Here is a 16,805-nt window from a genome sequence, read left to right as displayed (position 1 = left end):
CATGAAATCTCTAAGTTCCTGTCAGTTAATTGATAACCTGTGTTGTAACAGGTTATGCCGTTACAACTGAACTATAGAGCAAATACTCTGGGGAATTGAGGTTTTGCGTCAGGAATCCAGATTCAATTGTCTGGAATTACCGTAAGCTATTAGCCTTTGCTCCGGTGCATGAACTCGGATGGGCTCTTGTTGTGGTGCTTTTTGAAGGTATAGCTAAACGAAGAGCTGTCCTCCATCCCGACCATTGCAGCGACCTCGGTAACGTTGTGGTCGCTCGTCTGCAAAATCCGAGCGGCTTCGTTCATGCGAATGGAGCGGATGAAGACACTTGGGGACATTCCCAGAATCGCTTTGAACTTTCGATACAAATGGGTGCGGCTCATGTTCATGTGAGAAGCGAGTCCTTCCACATCGAGCTGAGGGTCGTCGAGGTGCGAGAAGATGAAGTTTCGAGCTTTTGCGACGAAGTCTTGATCGGTCTGGTTTTTGGTGAACTCCTTAGGCTCGAAGCGCATCTCCTGGGTCTGAGTCTTGAACTTGTCATGGAGCAGGCGGCGAGACGCTAGGTGGTTCTTGATCTTTTCCCTTAGGAGAGACGATGAAATCGGCTTGTTTAGGAAGTCATCCGCCCCGGAACGTAAGCCCTCAAGCTCGTGATGGTCCGACTTGAGGGATGTGAGCATGATGACTGGAATATGGTTTGTCTCCTCTGTGCTCTTTATCTGACGACAAAGTTCCTTGCCATCCATTTTGGGCATCCGAACGTCGGTTAGGATGAGGTCGGGAACTTCTGCGACTGCGAGTTCAAGGGCTTCCTGTCCGTTCGTTGCGTTGAGCAGGTTGTAGATTGGTCTCAGCTCTGAGTTTAGGTAGTCGAGAATGTCGCGGTCATCTTCGACAAGGAGTAGAATTGGTTTGTCGGCATCGATTGTAGCAGGAGCCTGTCCTTTGTCGGGTGCCTCGCTTGCTGTGGGAGGGTGTGTTAAAGGAAGCCTGACGGTGAAGCGTGAACCGGAATTGCTGCCGTCTGACTGCTTTACCGGACTCTCGACATCGATAGTGCCCTCTGAGGCGTCGACTAGATTCTTTGTGTATGCGAGGCCGATACCACTACCGCGAAGCTTTTCCTTGGATCGATCACTTACTCGGAAGAAAGGATCGAAGATCTTATCGATTGAATCGCTCGGTATTCCGAGGCCGTTATCAGAAACGGATAGGACGATGTTCTCTCCTGATGGACTTGTTTCATGAGAGAGGAATACCTCTATGTATCCACTTTCTGGTGTGTACTTGATCGCGTTTCCGAGGAGATTGTTCAGTATCTTCTCGAGGGCTTCTGGATCGTACCAGACCTTGGTGTGTTCAAGTTCGTTCTTGAATGAAATGTTTTGCTGCTTCTGGTCTGCCGCTGGTTGGAGGAGTTGGATATTTTCGCGTACTGTTTCAACTACATCGAATAACGAACGGCTGAACTGAATGCTCTGTACTTCTGCCCTTCGGAAATCGAGTAACTGATCAATCAGTCTCAGAACCCGTTTTGCATTTCGGTGAACGAGCTCTAGGGGCTTCTTGTCCCAATTAGCTGGGAGCTTCTCAATCTGGCTCTCCAGGGGACCAAGGACTACAGTCAACGGGGTGCGGAGTTCGTGCGATAGGTTTGTGAAAAGCTGAAGTTTTAAGTCCTCCACTTCCAGCAGGTGTTTCATCCTCTGGCGAATGACGATAGCGATGAGGGCGACAATTGAAACGACTGCCAGAACCACGAGGGTAATGAACCAAGCGCGTAGCCAGATTGGGTACTGTACGTAGAAGGAGGATACGGCGATTGTATCGCTGACGTTTCCCTCTCGATCCATCGCTCTGACTTCGAACTTATGATTACCGGCTTCTACGTCCAGGAGTACGACTTCAGATTTGGCCTCATAACTAGACCACGGAGAGCCGTTTATGCGGTAAGAGTATTTGAGCTCTTTGCTCGGAGTACGGGACCATTTGTCGTGACCCTGCCAATTCATGTAGATGTCGGCCGGGGCTGCTGGAGTGCGTGAAGTCGGGTCGATCGTCACGATAGGAGCATCTGTATCCAAATTATAGCGAATCGCCTTGAAATTTGCTCTGAGGTTTTCGCTGGGGCGAAAATCTGTATTCAGGCGAAAGTACCAGACTCTGGCCGCTTGATTTACCCATAGTGACCCGTCTGACGACTGGGCTAGAGTGCCTGATTCACGAGCGAATTTTAAAGCTTCTGGAAGGGCGGTAGGGTACCAGTTTTGACCGTCGAAGCGAGACACGCCGCTCTTGCCCATGATCCAAATATTGTCGTCTCGAACTTTATCTTCGAGAAGATAGCAGTATTGTTCGCTCGAGAGCTTGTTCTCGCTTTGGATTTTCTCCCAATCGATCCCATCGAAACGGAAAAGCCCTTTGTTCCAAATCGCGACCCAAAGTAGGTTGTTTGAGTCGTAGAGAAGGTGATCGATCCAGAACTCGTTTTTGAATTCAGGAATGTCCATCATCCGCTCTTCGAAGAGTCTTTTCGTTTCCCGTAGTTGCAATCCTCCTACCCAGCTCGTCCCATCAGGAGATTCGGCGAATCCTACAGGGCGGTTTGGAACCATCGGGTAGGGGATGTGTGTGGAGCGATACTCGCCTGAGATGCGACGGTAGATGGCGAATCCGCCGAGATTGTTTGGATGACCTCTGAACTCGTGCCCGCTCCCAAAATACAAGTCTCCGTTTGCAGCTTGGTGTACTGAGAGATGGCCTATTCTGCTGCGTAGTTCTGGATGCTGAACTCGAGTCCATCTGTTCTTGTCTAGGTAGCTGATTGCGGCAGTCCCCTCGTGTGACCCTGCAACCCAGACCGTCCCATCATTTGCTGCGGTAATTGAAATAGGGGTGTCGATTTGATTCGAACTGTGTTGCGTCCAGATATCATTGATCGGGTCGCATTCGAAGATCTTGCTATCGATATCTATGAACCACCAGTGCCCGCGTGTATCCTCGCATTGGAAGAGAACGCCTTCGAAGGTCTCCTGACGATCGTTCGAGAGGTTCCCCTCGACCGTTTTGATGCCATGGCCTCCGACGACCAAGTTTCCGTTCTTGCGACTTAGGAAGAAGCGGAAACGTGAATCGGCCAAATCTTCGAGTTCGTCCAAGTGAAACCAAGTTCCGTTTCGTCGTATATGGAGATCCGAGCGGCTGACTATGACAAAGTCGTCAGTCTTCTTGTCGAAGAATGCGTCCTGATGGCCTAGATTGAGTTCAGTCTGTCCAACGTCCTGAGGAATCCATTTCAACTTTTCGCTATCGTATCGATAGGAAGGATACCCTCGGCGCCCGATGCTTAGCCAGATTTCGCTCCCGTCCGCGTTAGAGTTAAGATTGGGCGCGAAGATAAAGAAATCGCTAGAGTCGAAAGGAATTTTTGCCTCCTTGCTATCAGTCGCTCGCCAAGGTTCGCTGTTAGACAGGGTGTGACAGAAGGTGCTTTTTCGGTTGGCCGTCCAGAGACGTCCATAGCTATCGATCATGATCTCCGATGCTTTTTCGTCTATGCCCTCGATCGGCGTAAGTTCTCCTTTGTAAAGAATATGAACGCGTCCGCCAACGAGAAAGAACTCATTGTTTCCTCTCCCTCTGCTGTAGAGGTTTGGATTGCGGTGTTCGATTGGTTCGTCTGACTCGCTCAGCTGAGCCCAGGTTTCGTTCCGGAAACTTAGTAGGCCGCCGTTGCTGAAGAGATAGACGATGCCTTCCAAACCAGGATAGACTCTGAATAGGTTTAGGTGTCGGTACCTTTCAGGGAGTTCATGAATTTTAGTCTGATACCCGTCATAGATAACGAGTTGTTTGTCGGCGCAAAAGTACAGAATTTCTTGCTCGTCCTCGTTGCCGTGCCGCATTGAGAACTTGCTGATCGGTTCGAGCTCTTGCCATCGCCATGGGTCTGCGTGTGGGAGAGGACGCACCGGCTTTGCGAAAAGAATTCCGCAGAGAGGAGCTGAAAGAAACAATAAGCCTGTTAGGAGTCTCTTCAATAGAAGGGGATTATTGGGCTTGAGCCGCCTTCATATTCGCTACGTCTTTTCGAGCGTTGTTCAACATCGCAGACCAGTCGAAAAGACCGGTGCGAGCCAGCATCTGAGGGTGGTAGCGAGCCTGGGAATGGTCAGCGTACTTAGTGCAGGCGTCGTAGGAAAGCTGAGCTTGCTTGATGGCTTCGGCTTTGTCGGCTTCATGACTAGTCGCCTGGAAGGTCGCCAGAGCTATAGCGGCGCGAATCTTGTGAGCGTAGTATTCACCAAGGTAAGACATGCCGATGCAGTCGTTCAGAAGAGAGCGTAGGTCGTCGTTCTCGGAGACGCTTAGCAAAATGGTCGCGACCGCTCTCGTTTCCTCGGAGAGCTTTAGGAGTTCTCTGGAGACTTCCGTAGGAGTGGTTCCGGATCGTTTCTTTTCTGAGAGCATTGCATCTACGTAGTCGCGTATACTCTGTATGCCACTTCCTTGCATGGGCTTATTGTCCGCGAAAAGCTCGATGCCATGATAGCCCTCTACATGGCTTTGTGAGTTTTCAGGAGACCACATGTGATCCCAGTTTCGCCAATAGAACTGGTTAACGAGCGGGATGATTTTCGAAGCGTTTTGCCAAGTTTCGTATAGCTGAGCCGAGTTCGCTTCAGGGAAACGATCTTGTAGGCGTGCGATGAAGTAGTCGTCTCCGAGATCCGGGTTGTATCCGAGTCTCCCCCACAACATGAAGGTGTACCAGTGCTTGTGTATCTCGAGTTCGCGAGGTGACTTTGCTTTCTTCGTTACGAACTCGCGTCCCCAAACGTACCCGTCGGATCCCATGTGGTAGCCTGCTGTAGCCTCAAGGTCGAAGTGTTTAAAGAAGTCGCGAACGTAGTCGGGGTTACCCCATCGGTGCACGAAAATGTCATCGTTGCGAAGATTCCACCAGCTCTTAAGGCCGAGAGGTTTCATTGCCTCGATGAGATCGTCCGCGAAGGGCATCTTCGGCGAGGAGTAGAGTCGGGCTTTAGCGAATTTGAAACTGAACTCGAAGTCGTCGGGGTAGGATTCCCAACTATTCATGATTGAACTGAAGTCGGTATTCCAAACGCGGTGGATGAAGCGTACTTCGCGCTCAGGGTCGCTCTCCTTGGCTTCGAGGATTCCCCGTCCGTATGTGTCCCACAGCCATTCTTCACGATCAACCTTTGGACCTTTGTTGTGCGGAAAATGCTCTCCTGCCGTCACTCCAATGCCCTTGATATCTGGATACGTTGAGATGAAACTCTTGACCGCTGCACGCAAGTAGTCCCGGGTGTCCTGGTCGTACATGTCGTGAGTAATGCCATATTTGCCTGGTTTCTCGTCTGGTACTTTTGTTCCGTAGGTTCGGTAGTAGTCCGGTACAGGCTCAGCCACACTGTTGAGGCAGATATTCCAAGTAATCCAATAGATGTCGATTCCACGATTTTTGGCGTGCCGCATGACTTGTTGCCAAAAGGAGATCTTCTCGTCGATACTGAGCGTTTTGACCTTCTTGATATTTGCAGCGACGCTGGCCGATACGAGTTGAGGTTCTCCCCATTCGTTTTCTCTGCCATTGGGAGTGAGTGTGGTAACGTAGATATCATCCAGTTGTACTTCTGGATACTTCTCGAGCTTAACCATACTGGGGAAGGGGTGTGGGTTCCACAGGCTAAGCATATTGTAGCGATCGAGGGCCATTTGATCGAGAAACTGTATCCAGAAACTCATATTCCACATTTCGACTATGTTGCGTTGGGCAGCGTCGCCAGTGTCGTCATAGCTTGGCGTGCGTGCGTCGAGAGGAATATTGAATTTGATGCCGCGCTGGCTGATGTATGGGGAGCCGTGCACGTCCTTCAGATCCGCGTTGGAGCCGTAGAGGCTGTGGCGTTCTGCTATTTCAAACAACCCGTACATGAGTCCGCGTTCGTCACCGGCAGAGAGTAAGCTCCCATTTTGTATGTGGTACGCCTGTGGGCCCAACGTTGGGTCGATCCGAAGACTAACGGAATTGGAATATTTGCTTTGGTTCAGCTGTTTCAGGCCAAATTGAACGAGCTCGGAATCCTCGGGCGAGGCAATCGTGACAATCGCAAAAAGCAAAGAAAGGAGCCCTGCTAGGGCTCCTTTGAAAGAGGGGGTAGGGTTGGGGTAGAGGGGCATTTTATTACTTCTTTTCGCCGGCTTTGGCTTTTCGAATGTAGGATTCGCGACCTTCGACTTCTTTGTCGCGGTTAGCAAAGTGAGGGTCGTCCCACTTTGGTTCAATGTTTTGCGTATTCCAAGACTTGTACAGTTTTAGCATTTCTTGAAACTTCTCAGGCATCTGCTTCGCGAGATTGGTGTTTTCGTAGGGATCATCGCGAAGGTTGAAGAGGAATGGCTCTGGCTTAAATATCGAGTGAACCAACTTATAGTCGCCTTGGCGAACTGCGTATCCAGCCCCCCCGGACACTCGCCAGTAGAGCTCGCGGGAAGGAAGTGAAGAGCTTTCGCCTGAGAGCATCGGTGTTAGGTCGAGACCTTCTAGCCCTAGCTCTGGAGATTGCTCGATACCGGCTGCGGAGAGGACAGTTGGGAAGATGTCGAGAGCGGTGATCGGTTCGTCGAGCTTAGCACCCGAGAGAAAGCGATCTCCCCAGGTCACGCAGAACGGCACGCGGATACCGCCTTCGAACAACATGCCTTTAAAGCCTCGGTATGGGTAGCTGCTCGCGCCATGGCGCATAGCCCCATTGTCAGAATAGAAAAATATAAGGGTATTGTCGTAGATTCCCTCGTCCTTCAGTTTTTGCACAACTTTGCCAACGCCTTCGTCAAGTCCCACGACAAGGCCTGCGTAAGCGGCGCGTTTACCATCTTCGATGTGCTCAACCTTATCCAGATACTCCGAGGTTGCGTGGATAGGACCGTGCGGCGCGTTGTAGGCGAGGTAGATGAAGAATGGATTTTCCTTTTCACGATCGATGAAACTGATCGCCTCGTTCGTGAAATCGTCGGTGAGGTAAGTGATTTCGTCAAACGGTACGATTTCGCCGTTGCGGAGGATACGGTCCATCTTGGGAGTCTTAGCCTTCTGGTCGCCCCAGTAGCTCATTCCGCCGCTATACATGCCGTACCAGTAATCGAAGCCGCGATTGTTCGGCCAAAATTTCGGGAAGTCGCCTAGGTGCCATTTGCCGATGGCTGCGGTGGCGTATCCATTTTCCTGTAGAACTTCAGAAAGCATAGTCTGGTCGAGCGGAAGTCCTGCTTCGGGATCGTCATGCTTGTAGGGTGTATTGTTGTCGTGCCCAAAACGGTGTTGGTATACTCCAGCCATCAGCCCGGCTCGGCTTGGACTGCAGTAGGGGTGGGCTGCGTAGCCCGCATTAAAAATGGTACCGTCCGCTGCGAGACGGTCGAGGTGCGGAGTAGGAATATCGGTTGCTCCATTGAAACCGACGTCCCCCCAGCCCTGGTCATCGGAAAGTATGATGATGACGTTTGGTCTTTCCCCTTTAGCCGCGAAGAGGAAAGCGGAGTGAATTGTTAAGAGTACAAGTGCTACTTTGTGGAGTGTTCTCATTTTATCGCTAGGTTTGATTTCCTACTAGAACCGCAAGTGCAGAGGTTTTACGAATCGCGGAACATTTAAACCTTTGAGAAATGGGCTTTGGCGGGATTGTTATATGAAGGAGGTTACTTGTAGGACTCCCAAAAATCGAAGTCATAGTTGATGAGAGCTCCCTTGTTGTCTCCGAGTCGTTTTGCTTCAGCTTTCATTTGAGAACGCATCTCTTCGATGAGCTCTTCGTATTCAGGGAAGTAGGCGAGATTTACAGTTTCCCATGGATCTGTCTTGTAATTGAAAAGCTGAGTTACTCTCGATCCGCGGATATGAGGTCCGTCTTGTTTGTTTTCTCCAGGGGCTTTGACGTACTCGATTAGCTTGTAGTCGCCTTTGCGAAAGGCTCTCTGGTACTGCATGTAAGCATGGTAAGTATGTTTGCGATGAATACTGCTTTTTCCTTTTAGGATTCTGGCGAAGCTATGGCCGGATACAGAGCCAGGTGTTTCGATTCCGACCATATCGCAAATCGTCGGGAAGATGTCGTGGGTGTAACAGAGTGCATCAGAGTTATCGCCTTTGTTCTCGATGACCCCGCCTGCGAAGATGAGAGGCACGTGAAGACCATCCTCATCGTAGACGTTTTGCTTTCCTAGGAGTCCATGGTTTCCGACTGCCAGACCGCTATCACCACATAGGACCACGAGAGTGTTTTCATATTGTCCGCTCTCTTTGAGGGACTTGATTACACGGCCGATTTGAGTGTCCAGGTGGGTTATTATGGCGTAGTAGTCGGATAATTCCTTTCGAGCTATTTCTGGAGTGCGTGGCCAAGGGGCGAGCTCTTCGTCGCGGAGAACAATGTGTCCGTTGTCAAATGGGTGAATACGAGCGTAAGAGGGGGGTAGCTCGATCTCACTTTCTGGATACATCGCCTTGTACTTTGCCGGAGCCTGACGCGGGTCGTGCGGTGCGTGGAATGCGAGATACATGAAAAATGGGTCCTTTGCTCGTTTTTGTTTCGAGATGTAGTTGATGGCGTTGTCGGCAAAGATTTCCGAGGTGTGGGGACCCAGTGTCTCGGTTCCGGTCGGGCCGCGTTTGTCTTTTTCGTTTAGCGAGCGTCGTACGACTTTTCCTTTTTTGTCGTACTCCAATAGGTAAGCGTCCTTTTTCGGGTAGTTCCCGGATATGTTCCAATCCCAGAGCGGCATTCTGTAGTGGTCGACTAGGTACGCGGAGAGTCCCATCAGTGTATCTCCGGAGTCGAATGAACGAGCGAGCGATTGGTAGTCTTGGTGCCACTTGCCGACGATGTGGGTTTGGTAGCCGGCTTTTTGGAAAGCTTCTCCTATTGTTGTGTGATTCGGTGGAATCGTTTTGCCTGGTTGATGAAGCTCGAAGGTGCTCTTCCCTGTCAATAAGGTCGCACGACTCGGGATACAGGTCGCTCCTGAAAACGACCCCATGAGGTATGCGTTGTGAAAGGTTACGCCTTCCTCGGACAAAGCATCCATATGGGGTGTCTGTACCGCTTCGCCGCCAAGGGCGTGGACTCCAGAGTACCGGTGATCATCGGTGTAAATGATGACGACGTTGGGCTTCGCAGTGGACGCTGCGAAGAGTGTGGAGTGTGAAGTGTAGAGTGTGAAGAGGAGAGAGAGTAGAATTCTCATGAAGGGGAGGTGGCCATCGGGGACGATGGCCGCTATCTTTATTTGCCGTTGACCAGTGTTTCGGGACGGGCGTCGGGTGAGTTTGTAGTAAAAGACATATTCTTCGTCTCCAGTCCTTGGATATGACGGGCATAGAGGCCGTAAGCGGGAAGAACTTCGAAGAAGCTAAACTCAGGATAGCGTTTCTCGTCTTCGGCAGGGTAGAGCTCACTGTGCTCTTCCGTGCCTCCACCTGGGAGTGTGATGTCGATGTTCTTAAGGGAAACCTTGCCGATCTTGTGATTTGGCGTTCCGGTGATGAATACACCGGCGGGAGGGGATACTCGGGATTCGTCAAGCGAGCGCGTAACCGCGGTTATGTTGGTGATGTTGACGTTGTCGATTGAACCGACTGGCTGTTGTGGAGCGTCGCGGTAAGTGCGGCGCCGTTCGCCGAGACGAATAAATAGGGGCATGTCCACGTTTTCCATGGAGATGTTACGGATGTTGATGTTGCTGATGTTCGCGCCATCTACGCTGAGTAGTTTGATGCCGCCACCTTTGGTATCCCAGATTGTGCAGTTTTCGATGGTGATGTCTCTGAAGTCGCCCATGGATTCAGTACCAAATTTGATGGTACCCCAGTCACTTTTAAGACGACAGTTTGCGACGTAGACTGTGTGGGTGGGAAGTGGACTGGTCGCTTTGATGCATATTGCGTCGTCGCCAGCGTCGATGTCACAATTTTGGATACGAGCGTTGGTGCTGGAGTCGAGATCGATACCATCGTTGTTTTTGTGGGCGTGACTATAGATGCTGATTCCATCGACGTCGATCTGATCGCACTGATAAAAGTGGCAGGTCCACGCGGCCGGCTGACGAAGGTTAATATCCTTTAGCTCAATCCCTTCAGATCTGACAAAGCGGAGAAGGAAAGGGCGGTTGGCTGCGAGCTCCTGTAGTTTAGATTTGTCGATACCCAGTTTCTCCATCGTTTTGGCGATGACATTGCGTTTGAAAGATGAACCTCGGCCATCGATGAGGCCCGATCCGGAGATGCCGACGTTCTTCGCATCTACGGAGCCGATGAGGCACTTTCCGCGTTCTTGGCCTGTGGCATCGACGAAGGTGTCGATAGTCCAATAGTCAGCGGGATTCTCGCTGCCTAGCAGAACCGCGGATTCATCCACGTGGAGAGTGACGTTGTCTTTCAGTAGTATTGTTCCGGATACGTATACGCCGTCATCGATTATGACTGTACCTCCGCCCGCTTTGTTCGCTGCGTCAATGGCGTTTTGAATGGCGGTAGTATTAAGAGTTTCGGCGTCTCCTGTTGCTCCGTAGTCGTCAATATTCCAAGTTTTGGCGTTGGCGAGCGTGCACAAGGCGACGACGCTTGCTGCGAGTGAGCGAGCGAAATTCATTTTTCTAATCGTTTATCGTTTCTAGTTTTTGATTGGCTTTCCGTTGGCGAACACGTTCGTGAGGCTGGTGATCGCCACATTGTCGAATCCGAATGGGGGACGTTCGTCTGTGCTACTGGTTTCGACATGGAAATTATCGATGCTCAAGCCATCCATGTGGCGAGCGTAGAGGCCGTAAGCGGGCAGAGTGCCAACTCGATAAAACTCTGGCCACCAGCCTTCAAGCGTCTCGAGTGTGTATTCCTTTATTTCGCGTTCAGCGTCTGCTTTGGTGCCACCACCTGAAACCGCGAAATGTACCTGACTGATGGATACGTTTTTTATCATTCCGTCCGGCATGCCGGTGAGGAAAAAGGCGGAGTTCTTATCGAGTTCGCGGTTGTCGGCGACGATATTATTGAAGCTGACGTCTCGGATCTCGCCCATCGGGTACATTTCCTCAGGTGCGTCGTCACAGGCTCGCTGTTGGCAGAGGGTCATGAAAATCGGCCGCGGTACGTTCTTCATTGATAGGTTGGAGAATACCATATTGCGCATGGATCCTCCTTCGTTCATTTGGATCTTCAGTCCGCTGTCCTGGATATTGGTGAAGGTGCAGTTGGATACAGTCACGTTTTCGAAATCGCCAATGGAGAGAAGACCGATGCGCATCCCTGCCCATTTGCTCTCAAAAGTGCAATTGGTGATGACGATTTTCTTGCAAGGTCGGTCTTTGCGGGATGCCTGAAGGCAAATTGAATCGTCGCTGGTATCGAATGAGGAGTTGGATACACGTACATTCGTGCAGCCGTCGAAGTCGAGCCCGTCTCCGTTGTGGTTGACGCGACTGTGTATCCGAATGCCCTCTACAACGATTTCATCGCAATACAGCCATGCCGAAGCCCACGCGGCTGGGTTTTGGATGGTGATGTTTCGTACCGTTATGTCGCGGCACTCCATGAAGCGAATCAACATTGGGCGGCCGGTCTTATTAGTGAAGTTCTTTGGGTGGCCGTTTCCGTCGATGACACCTTTTCCCGTTATGGCGAAGGATTTGGCTCCTCTGGCGAATATGAGGCAACGATCCATGTGCGGCTCGTTCTTGTACATGTTCTTGTGAGTGTCCTCTGCGTAATCACCGATGTCTGGACTACCGAGCAAGGTGGCACCGTTTTCAACATGAAGGGTGACGTAGTCTTTCAGGTAGATGGTTCCTACCACTACTGTCTTTCCAGCGGGGATAAGGACAAAGCCCCCGCCGTCTTTGGTCGCGGCGTCGATGGCTGCTTGGACGGCTACGGTATCTTTCGTTCTTCCGTCTGCGATTGCGCCGTAATCCATGACGTTATGCACGGCTGCAAAACTGCTCATGTTAAGGAGTGCAAATAGGGTGAGGAGCAAAGAGCGCATGATCTCAATTGTTGTTGGTTTTCCTGCGACTGCGACACGTGTGTGATTTAAGGATTTAAATTGGGTGTGGAGACGGTGGGTGGCCGCTGGGGACAGCGGCCGCTACCTATTTTGCTTGGGCCTAGTCCTTGTTGCGGACCATGCCGTCGTCTTCTTCGTCGACCTTCTTCGTTTTCAGGTCGCTCAGCAACCGCAGCAAATCCCTAGCTCCGCCGATCGCGAACCAGACTGCGGTGGAAAGGGCGATCACGAGTAGGTATCCAAAGAAGTAGGTCCACATCGTTTTCCACGTATCGTTAGAGACTTCATTGGAAAGGTTGTAGATCGAGAAACAGACAACCCAAGTGACGAGGATAGTCGTGTGCCCGATGACGGCGAAGTAGGTTATCTTGTCGCCGCGAGAGAACTCTTCGGTGATGCCGAACTTACGTGCGATCCAACCACGGCTATCGTCTTTGTCCTTAACTTCATGGTCCTCCTTTACTGCGTACTCACCCCTGTGGAGGAGCTTATCCAGATTGAAGGTCTTGCCTTTGTTCGTAAGGAGAGAAACGACGACGTAGAGAATACAAGATACGATCAGTGCGAAAAGGGCGGTGTGTTGGCCATTGATCGTGACGTCGGTCCCTGGGAATTTGATGTCAGGGTAGATTTGTTTGATGACGATGCTGGTTACTGCCAAGACGCTCCCAGTGCAGAGGCCTGCCCAGGCTCCAGCAGTGTTTCCATATTTCCAATACAATCCGCCAGCGACCGCGCAAAACGCTCCGCCTAGGTAAATGGCCATGGTGATTTCGAACCACATATTGATGAATTCCTTCAAGGTCCAAATAGAGCTGAAGAGGAAGGCGAAGGCTCCGATGCCGGCGATGGACCAGCGAAGGTATTTGAGGTGCTCTTCTTTCGTGAATGGTTTCTTGCGGAAAGGCATCACGATATCTTGAAGGAAGATCGATCCCCAAGAGTGGTAAGCGGAGTCGTCGGTGGAGACCGATGCGCCGATCATATAGACGGCGAAGAGACCGAGCAAGCCTGCGGGAAGCAGAGTAGAGAGGGCGATCGGCACGAACATCTGAGATTCGATGTAAGGTTCGTTGATGCCGTCGAGCACACCTTGGATCTGGGCTGTTTCCTCGCCGTAGTTGCCGCTCCATACAAGCGTGTAGACCGCGACCACGCAGGTGATCATAGCGAGACCGAGCGATAGCCAGCGCCAGTTGTTCAGCACATTGCCCATCTTGGCTTCGTGGGGGGTGCGAGCAGCGGTCATGTAACCAGCCCCGCCTTGCCAGACGTGAGTCCGAGCTAGGTAGAGCAAGATGAACATGATCCAATAGGGGAGACCGAAGTCAGGAAGGCCCGACTGCTGGAATGGGTTCATCATGGATACGCCTTCCTTTCTTTCGAGGATGCGGACCATGTCTTTGTTCTCCGAGTAGTTGATGAACTCTGACGCAGCCAGTGTATCGATCATCTCGGTCCATCCAAAGTTGTAGAGGGCGAAGATGACAACGGCCGCCGATGCCACGCTTGCGATGATGCCTTGGAAGAAATCGGTAACGATGATTGTGATTTGTCCTCCTGCGATCGCGAGAGTGACGCCAGCTCCCACGAGTAGAAGCATCAGGCTGTGGTAAGTTGGTAGTTCTGCCCCGAGAAAACTGTAGCTGGTGGGTAAGCCGAGAAAATACATCACGAAGCGAGCGGTCACCATCGGGAAAACAGCGCAATTAAGCATACCCGCTACAAACGCTGCCATACCAGCGATGACGCGAAATTTCCGACTGTACCGCATCTCGAGGAACTGAGGCATCGTTAGGGCACGAGTCGCTCGATAGCGGTAGGCGATCCATCCGGACAGTGCAATGATGATGCCGACTGGCATTTGAATGAAGGACCACCAGAATCCTCCGATGCCGTTTCGGTAGAAGTTCTCCCATTGGCCGACGACTCCGATGGCCGAGAAGAAGGCCATGCTCTGGGCGATTGTTAGGAGATAGCGACCAGCGAGTCGCTCAGATGAGAGGAAACCGGATACAGATTTAGTGATCCGGTTTGTGTAAATGCTGATCCAGACGAGTAGGAGGACGAAGGCGGCTAGAATGATCCAGTCGAGGGTTTCCATGTTATTTGGGGATGGGGGATGGGGGGAGTCGCGGTGAGGCGACATAGGAGGAGGCGGGTCGACGCCCCGCCCTACAGTTTTTTTGAGTGGTTACTTGTCTACTGAGGATCGATCGCTAGAACGACGCCGCTCGAAGTCCTGTATTTACCGCCTCGATACGCGCAGAAAAGATGGGTCGGGCCATCTGGTCCGAGCAATAGCTGGGGCCGTTCAAAGCGACCTTCGCGATCGAGACCTGGCATTTCTTCGTCGAAGTAGGTCGGTGCGTCGAGGAAGGCGATTTCCGGTTCGGACCAGTTTACGCCATCGTCCGATTGCATTGTGATGCCGTACTCGTGATTGTAGAATCCCATGTCGCGAAGGATGATGTTGAACTTTCCATCCTGCATCCAGACATAGGCATCCTCGCACTGGACCTTCGGGTGAATGGTGGAGAAATCAATGATTGGGTTGTTCTCGTGCTTCGTGTACGGACCTTCGATCTTGTCGGCGATCGATATGCCGTATTTTCGGTTTCCGTTGAACGCGGCTGCCGATTCCGCATCCCACCCCTTGTAGTAAAGCCAGCATTGGCCATTTGGGTGTTGGAGAAATGCAGGATTGGAGGTGACGAAGTCATCCCAGGAAGGGATTGGGCCTTTAGGAACGACCGGACCTTCATCGCTAACTCGTGTCCAAGGGCCGTTCAGGTCATCCGCGATAGCGAGGCCGACCGCTTTAGAACCTACAAGTTTGTGGAAGTAGGGGCGATACTCTTCGGTGCTCATCTTTCCGATGTCCTCGAGTGTTACTCCGAGATCCGAGCCGTCGGAACCCATGTAAAATAGGGCATATTTGTCGCCGACCTTGTGGATGGTCGGGTTGTGGATTGACCAAGAATCCCAATGGTTGCCGCCGCGTCCCTTGAGGACTGTGCCGAGATCGGTATAGGGACCTTCGGGGGAGTCCGCTACCGCGTGCCCGATTTCGCAAGCTGCCACCCAGCCATAGTGTCCGTACTCGTTTTTCCACTTTGAGTAGAATACGTGGACGCGTCCTTGCTCGTCATAGATTGGGGAGCACCCCCAGACGTTATAGTCTGGATCTTCCAGGATGCGTCCTACCGGACGGAGTCGCTCGGCGAGAGCGGACATTTTCTTTTCACGGTTAAAGAGTGGAACGTCGCCGAACTTGCCGCCGTCCATCCCTTCTTTGTTCACAGTTTGGGAATCTGACATTGAAATGGGGTTGTTGAGGAACGCGCATGCAGTCTGGTCTGACCGCTATTAGCCGGTACGCGCGTGTGCAACGAAGGTTATATCAGAGACCTTGGCCGAATGCGTTTCGGATTCGTATCACGGGCTATTAACCGCGTAACAAGTGACACGAAATGAGGATGAACGTCGATTTAGGGCGAGAGATTCGGCCTGATTACCAGTTGGTATAGGATCCGTCACTACGCCAGAGACGCGGGACTTCGCGCATCTGAAACTCTTTGCTTCGGGCGATTTCTTCGTTGAACTCAACTCCTAGACCAGGGCTGGTGGGCAGCGGGTAGCGCGCCCCCTCGAGCTTGGGTTGTTCAGGGTAGAATTCGGAGTCGTTGGCGTTGAGGTTTTCGACTGGAGAATGACGTTCCTCAAGCCAAGTGAAGTTTGGAACTGCGGCGGCGAGATGGATGGTCGCCGCAGTGCAAATGGGCCCGAGTGGATTGTGGGGCATGAGGTCGATGTAATGGGTCTCGGCGTGGGCAGCGACTTTCATCGATTCGGTGAGACCGCCAACATTGCAGACGTCGACACGGGCGAACTGACTGAGACCGCCCTCGATGTAGGGGCGGAACTGCCATTTGCTGGCGAATTCCTCGCCGATGGCGAATGGGACGTCCACCATGGAGCGGAGAGCTTTGTAGGCCTCAGGCGTTTCGTCGCGAATGGGCTCTTCCAGGAAGTCTAACGCTGCAGGCTGAAGTCGTTGGATGAATGAGACAGTTTCGGGAACGGTAAGTCGATGGTGGTAGTCGAGTCCGATCGTAGGCCTGGACCCGACCGCTTTGCGGAGGGTGTTTATCGCTTCCGAGGTGTGGTAAATGGATTCGCGGGGTTCGAAGATGCTCTCTTCACCGCTTTCATCGTAGATTGCGGAGTTGAGGCGGAAAGTGTTCCAGCCGGCATCTAGCAATGTATTCGCTTTCTGGATGAGGTCTTCGGGCGTTGTAAACGCGACCGAGGCGAAACAGTCGACGTAGTCTCTTTGTTTTCCTCCGAGCAATTCATAGACGGGCACGCCGAGAGCTTTGCCTTTGATGTCATGCAGAGCGATATCGATGGCGGAGATGGCAGCGGCTAGCACGCGGCCTCCCTCGAAATATTGACCGCGATACAATTCCTGCCAGATCGCTCCGATGCGTCGCGGATCCTTGCCGATCAGGAAGTCGCGAAAGTGGTCGATTGCTCCGACGACGGCGAGTTCCCGGGAGGAGAGTCCGGAACAACCCCAGCCGTGTAGGCCGGTGTTGGTTTCAAGTCTGACGATCAGTTGGTTGCCGTGCCCGATAAAGACCGGGAAGCATTCGATTTTTGCGAGCTTCATAGGTAGGGGATGAACGGAACGGGGACATGCTCCGTCTTTTTCGG

At 52.0% G+C, this 16,805-nt stretch carries 9 protein-coding genes; all 9 read right to left on the bottom strand.

Annotated features, from left to right (window positions below):
* Positions 1-149 precede the first annotated feature (149 nt).
* Positions 150-4,043, bottom strand: coding sequence for an ATP-binding protein (locus tag JIN87_RS00385; RefSeq protein WP_200353512.1), 3,894 nt, complete (start codon positions 4,041-4,043; stop codon positions 150-152).
* Positions 4,044-4,053: 10 nt separating this feature from the next.
* Positions 4,054-6,210, bottom strand: a complete 2,157-nt coding sequence (locus tag JIN87_RS00380) for a hypothetical protein (protein ID WP_200353511.1) — start codon at positions 6,208-6,210, stop codon at positions 4,054-4,056.
* Positions 6,211-6,214: 4 nt separating this feature from the next.
* Entirely contained in the window at positions 6,215-7,615 is a 1,401-nt protein-coding gene (locus JIN87_RS00375; protein WP_200353510.1) for a sulfatase-like hydrolase/transferase, read from the bottom strand.
* 113 nt (positions 7,616-7,728) lie between these two features.
* Positions 7,729-9,273, bottom strand: coding sequence for a sulfatase family protein (locus JIN87_RS00370; protein ID WP_200353509.1), 1,545 nt, complete (start codon positions 9,271-9,273; stop codon positions 7,729-7,731).
* A 38-nt stretch (positions 9,274-9,311) separates the two neighbouring features.
* Positions 9,312-10,676 carry a glycoside hydrolase family 28 protein gene (locus JIN87_RS00365; protein WP_200353508.1) on the bottom strand — a complete coding sequence of 455 codons (1,365 nt, stop codon included), beginning with the start codon at positions 10,674-10,676 and terminating at the stop codon, positions 9,312-9,314.
* Positions 10,677-10,697: 21 nt separating this feature from the next.
* On the bottom strand, positions 10,698-12,026 hold the full coding sequence (locus JIN87_RS00360) for a glycoside hydrolase family 28 protein (RefSeq protein ID WP_200353507.1): 1,329 nt from the start codon (positions 12,024-12,026) through the stop codon (positions 10,698-10,700).
* Between the two features lie 160 nt (positions 12,027-12,186).
* Complete coding sequence (locus tag JIN87_RS00355; RefSeq protein WP_200353506.1) at positions 12,187-14,190, bottom strand: sodium:solute symporter family protein; 2,004 nt, start codon at positions 14,188-14,190, stop codon at positions 12,187-12,189.
* A 98-nt stretch (positions 14,191-14,288) separates the two neighbouring features.
* Positions 14,289-15,407 (bottom strand): glycoside hydrolase family protein, encoded by a 1,119-nt coding sequence (locus JIN87_RS00350; protein WP_234033160.1) that lies wholly within the window; start codon positions 15,405-15,407, stop codon positions 14,289-14,291.
* A 193-nt stretch (positions 15,408-15,600) separates the two neighbouring features.
* The gene (locus JIN87_RS00345; RefSeq protein WP_200353505.1) at positions 15,601-16,761 is read right to left on the bottom strand and encodes a mandelate racemase/muconate lactonizing enzyme family protein; all 1,161 of its coding nucleotides are present in this window, start codon (positions 16,759-16,761) and stop codon (positions 15,601-15,603) included.
* Positions 16,762-16,805 lie beyond the last annotated feature (44 nt).

Origin of the sequence: Pelagicoccus mobilis, assembly GCF_016595505.1 — a bacterium.
Taxonomy (GTDB): Bacteria; Verrucomicrobiota; Verrucomicrobiia; order Opitutales; family Opitutaceae; genus Pelagicoccus; species Pelagicoccus mobilis.
The sequence above is the reverse complement of the archived record's forward strand: the minus strand, read 5'-3'. Positions and strand labels throughout refer to the sequence as shown.

Coding starts and splice junctions, on each gene's coding strand:
- JIN87_RS00380 (WP_200353511.1), bottom strand. CDS start 6,210: ATGCCCCTCTACCCCAACCCTACCCCCTCTTTCAAAGGAGCCCTAGCA.
- JIN87_RS00375 (WP_200353510.1), bottom strand. CDS start 7,615: ATGAGAACACTCCACAAAGTAGCACTTGTACTCTTAACAATTCACTCC.
- JIN87_RS00370 (WP_200353509.1), bottom strand. CDS start 9,273: ATGAGAATTCTACTCTCTCTCCTCTTCACACTCTACACTTCACACTCC.
- JIN87_RS00365 (WP_200353508.1), bottom strand. CDS start 10,676: ATGAATTTCGCTCGCTCACTCGCAGCAAGCGTCGTCGCCTTGTGCACG.
- JIN87_RS00360 (WP_200353507.1), bottom strand. CDS start 12,026: ATGAGCAGTTTTGCAGCCGTGCATAACGTCATGGATTACGGCGCAATC.
- JIN87_RS00355 (WP_200353506.1), bottom strand. CDS start 14,190: ATGGAAACCCTCGACTGGATCATTCTAGCCGCCTTCGTCCTCCTACTC.
- JIN87_RS00350 (WP_234033160.1), bottom strand. CDS start 15,407: ATGTCAGATTCCCAAACTGTGAACAAAGAAGGGATGGACGGCGGCAAG.
- JIN87_RS00345 (WP_200353505.1), bottom strand. CDS start 16,761: ATGAAGCTCGCAAAAATCGAATGCTTCCCGGTCTTTATCGGGCACGGC.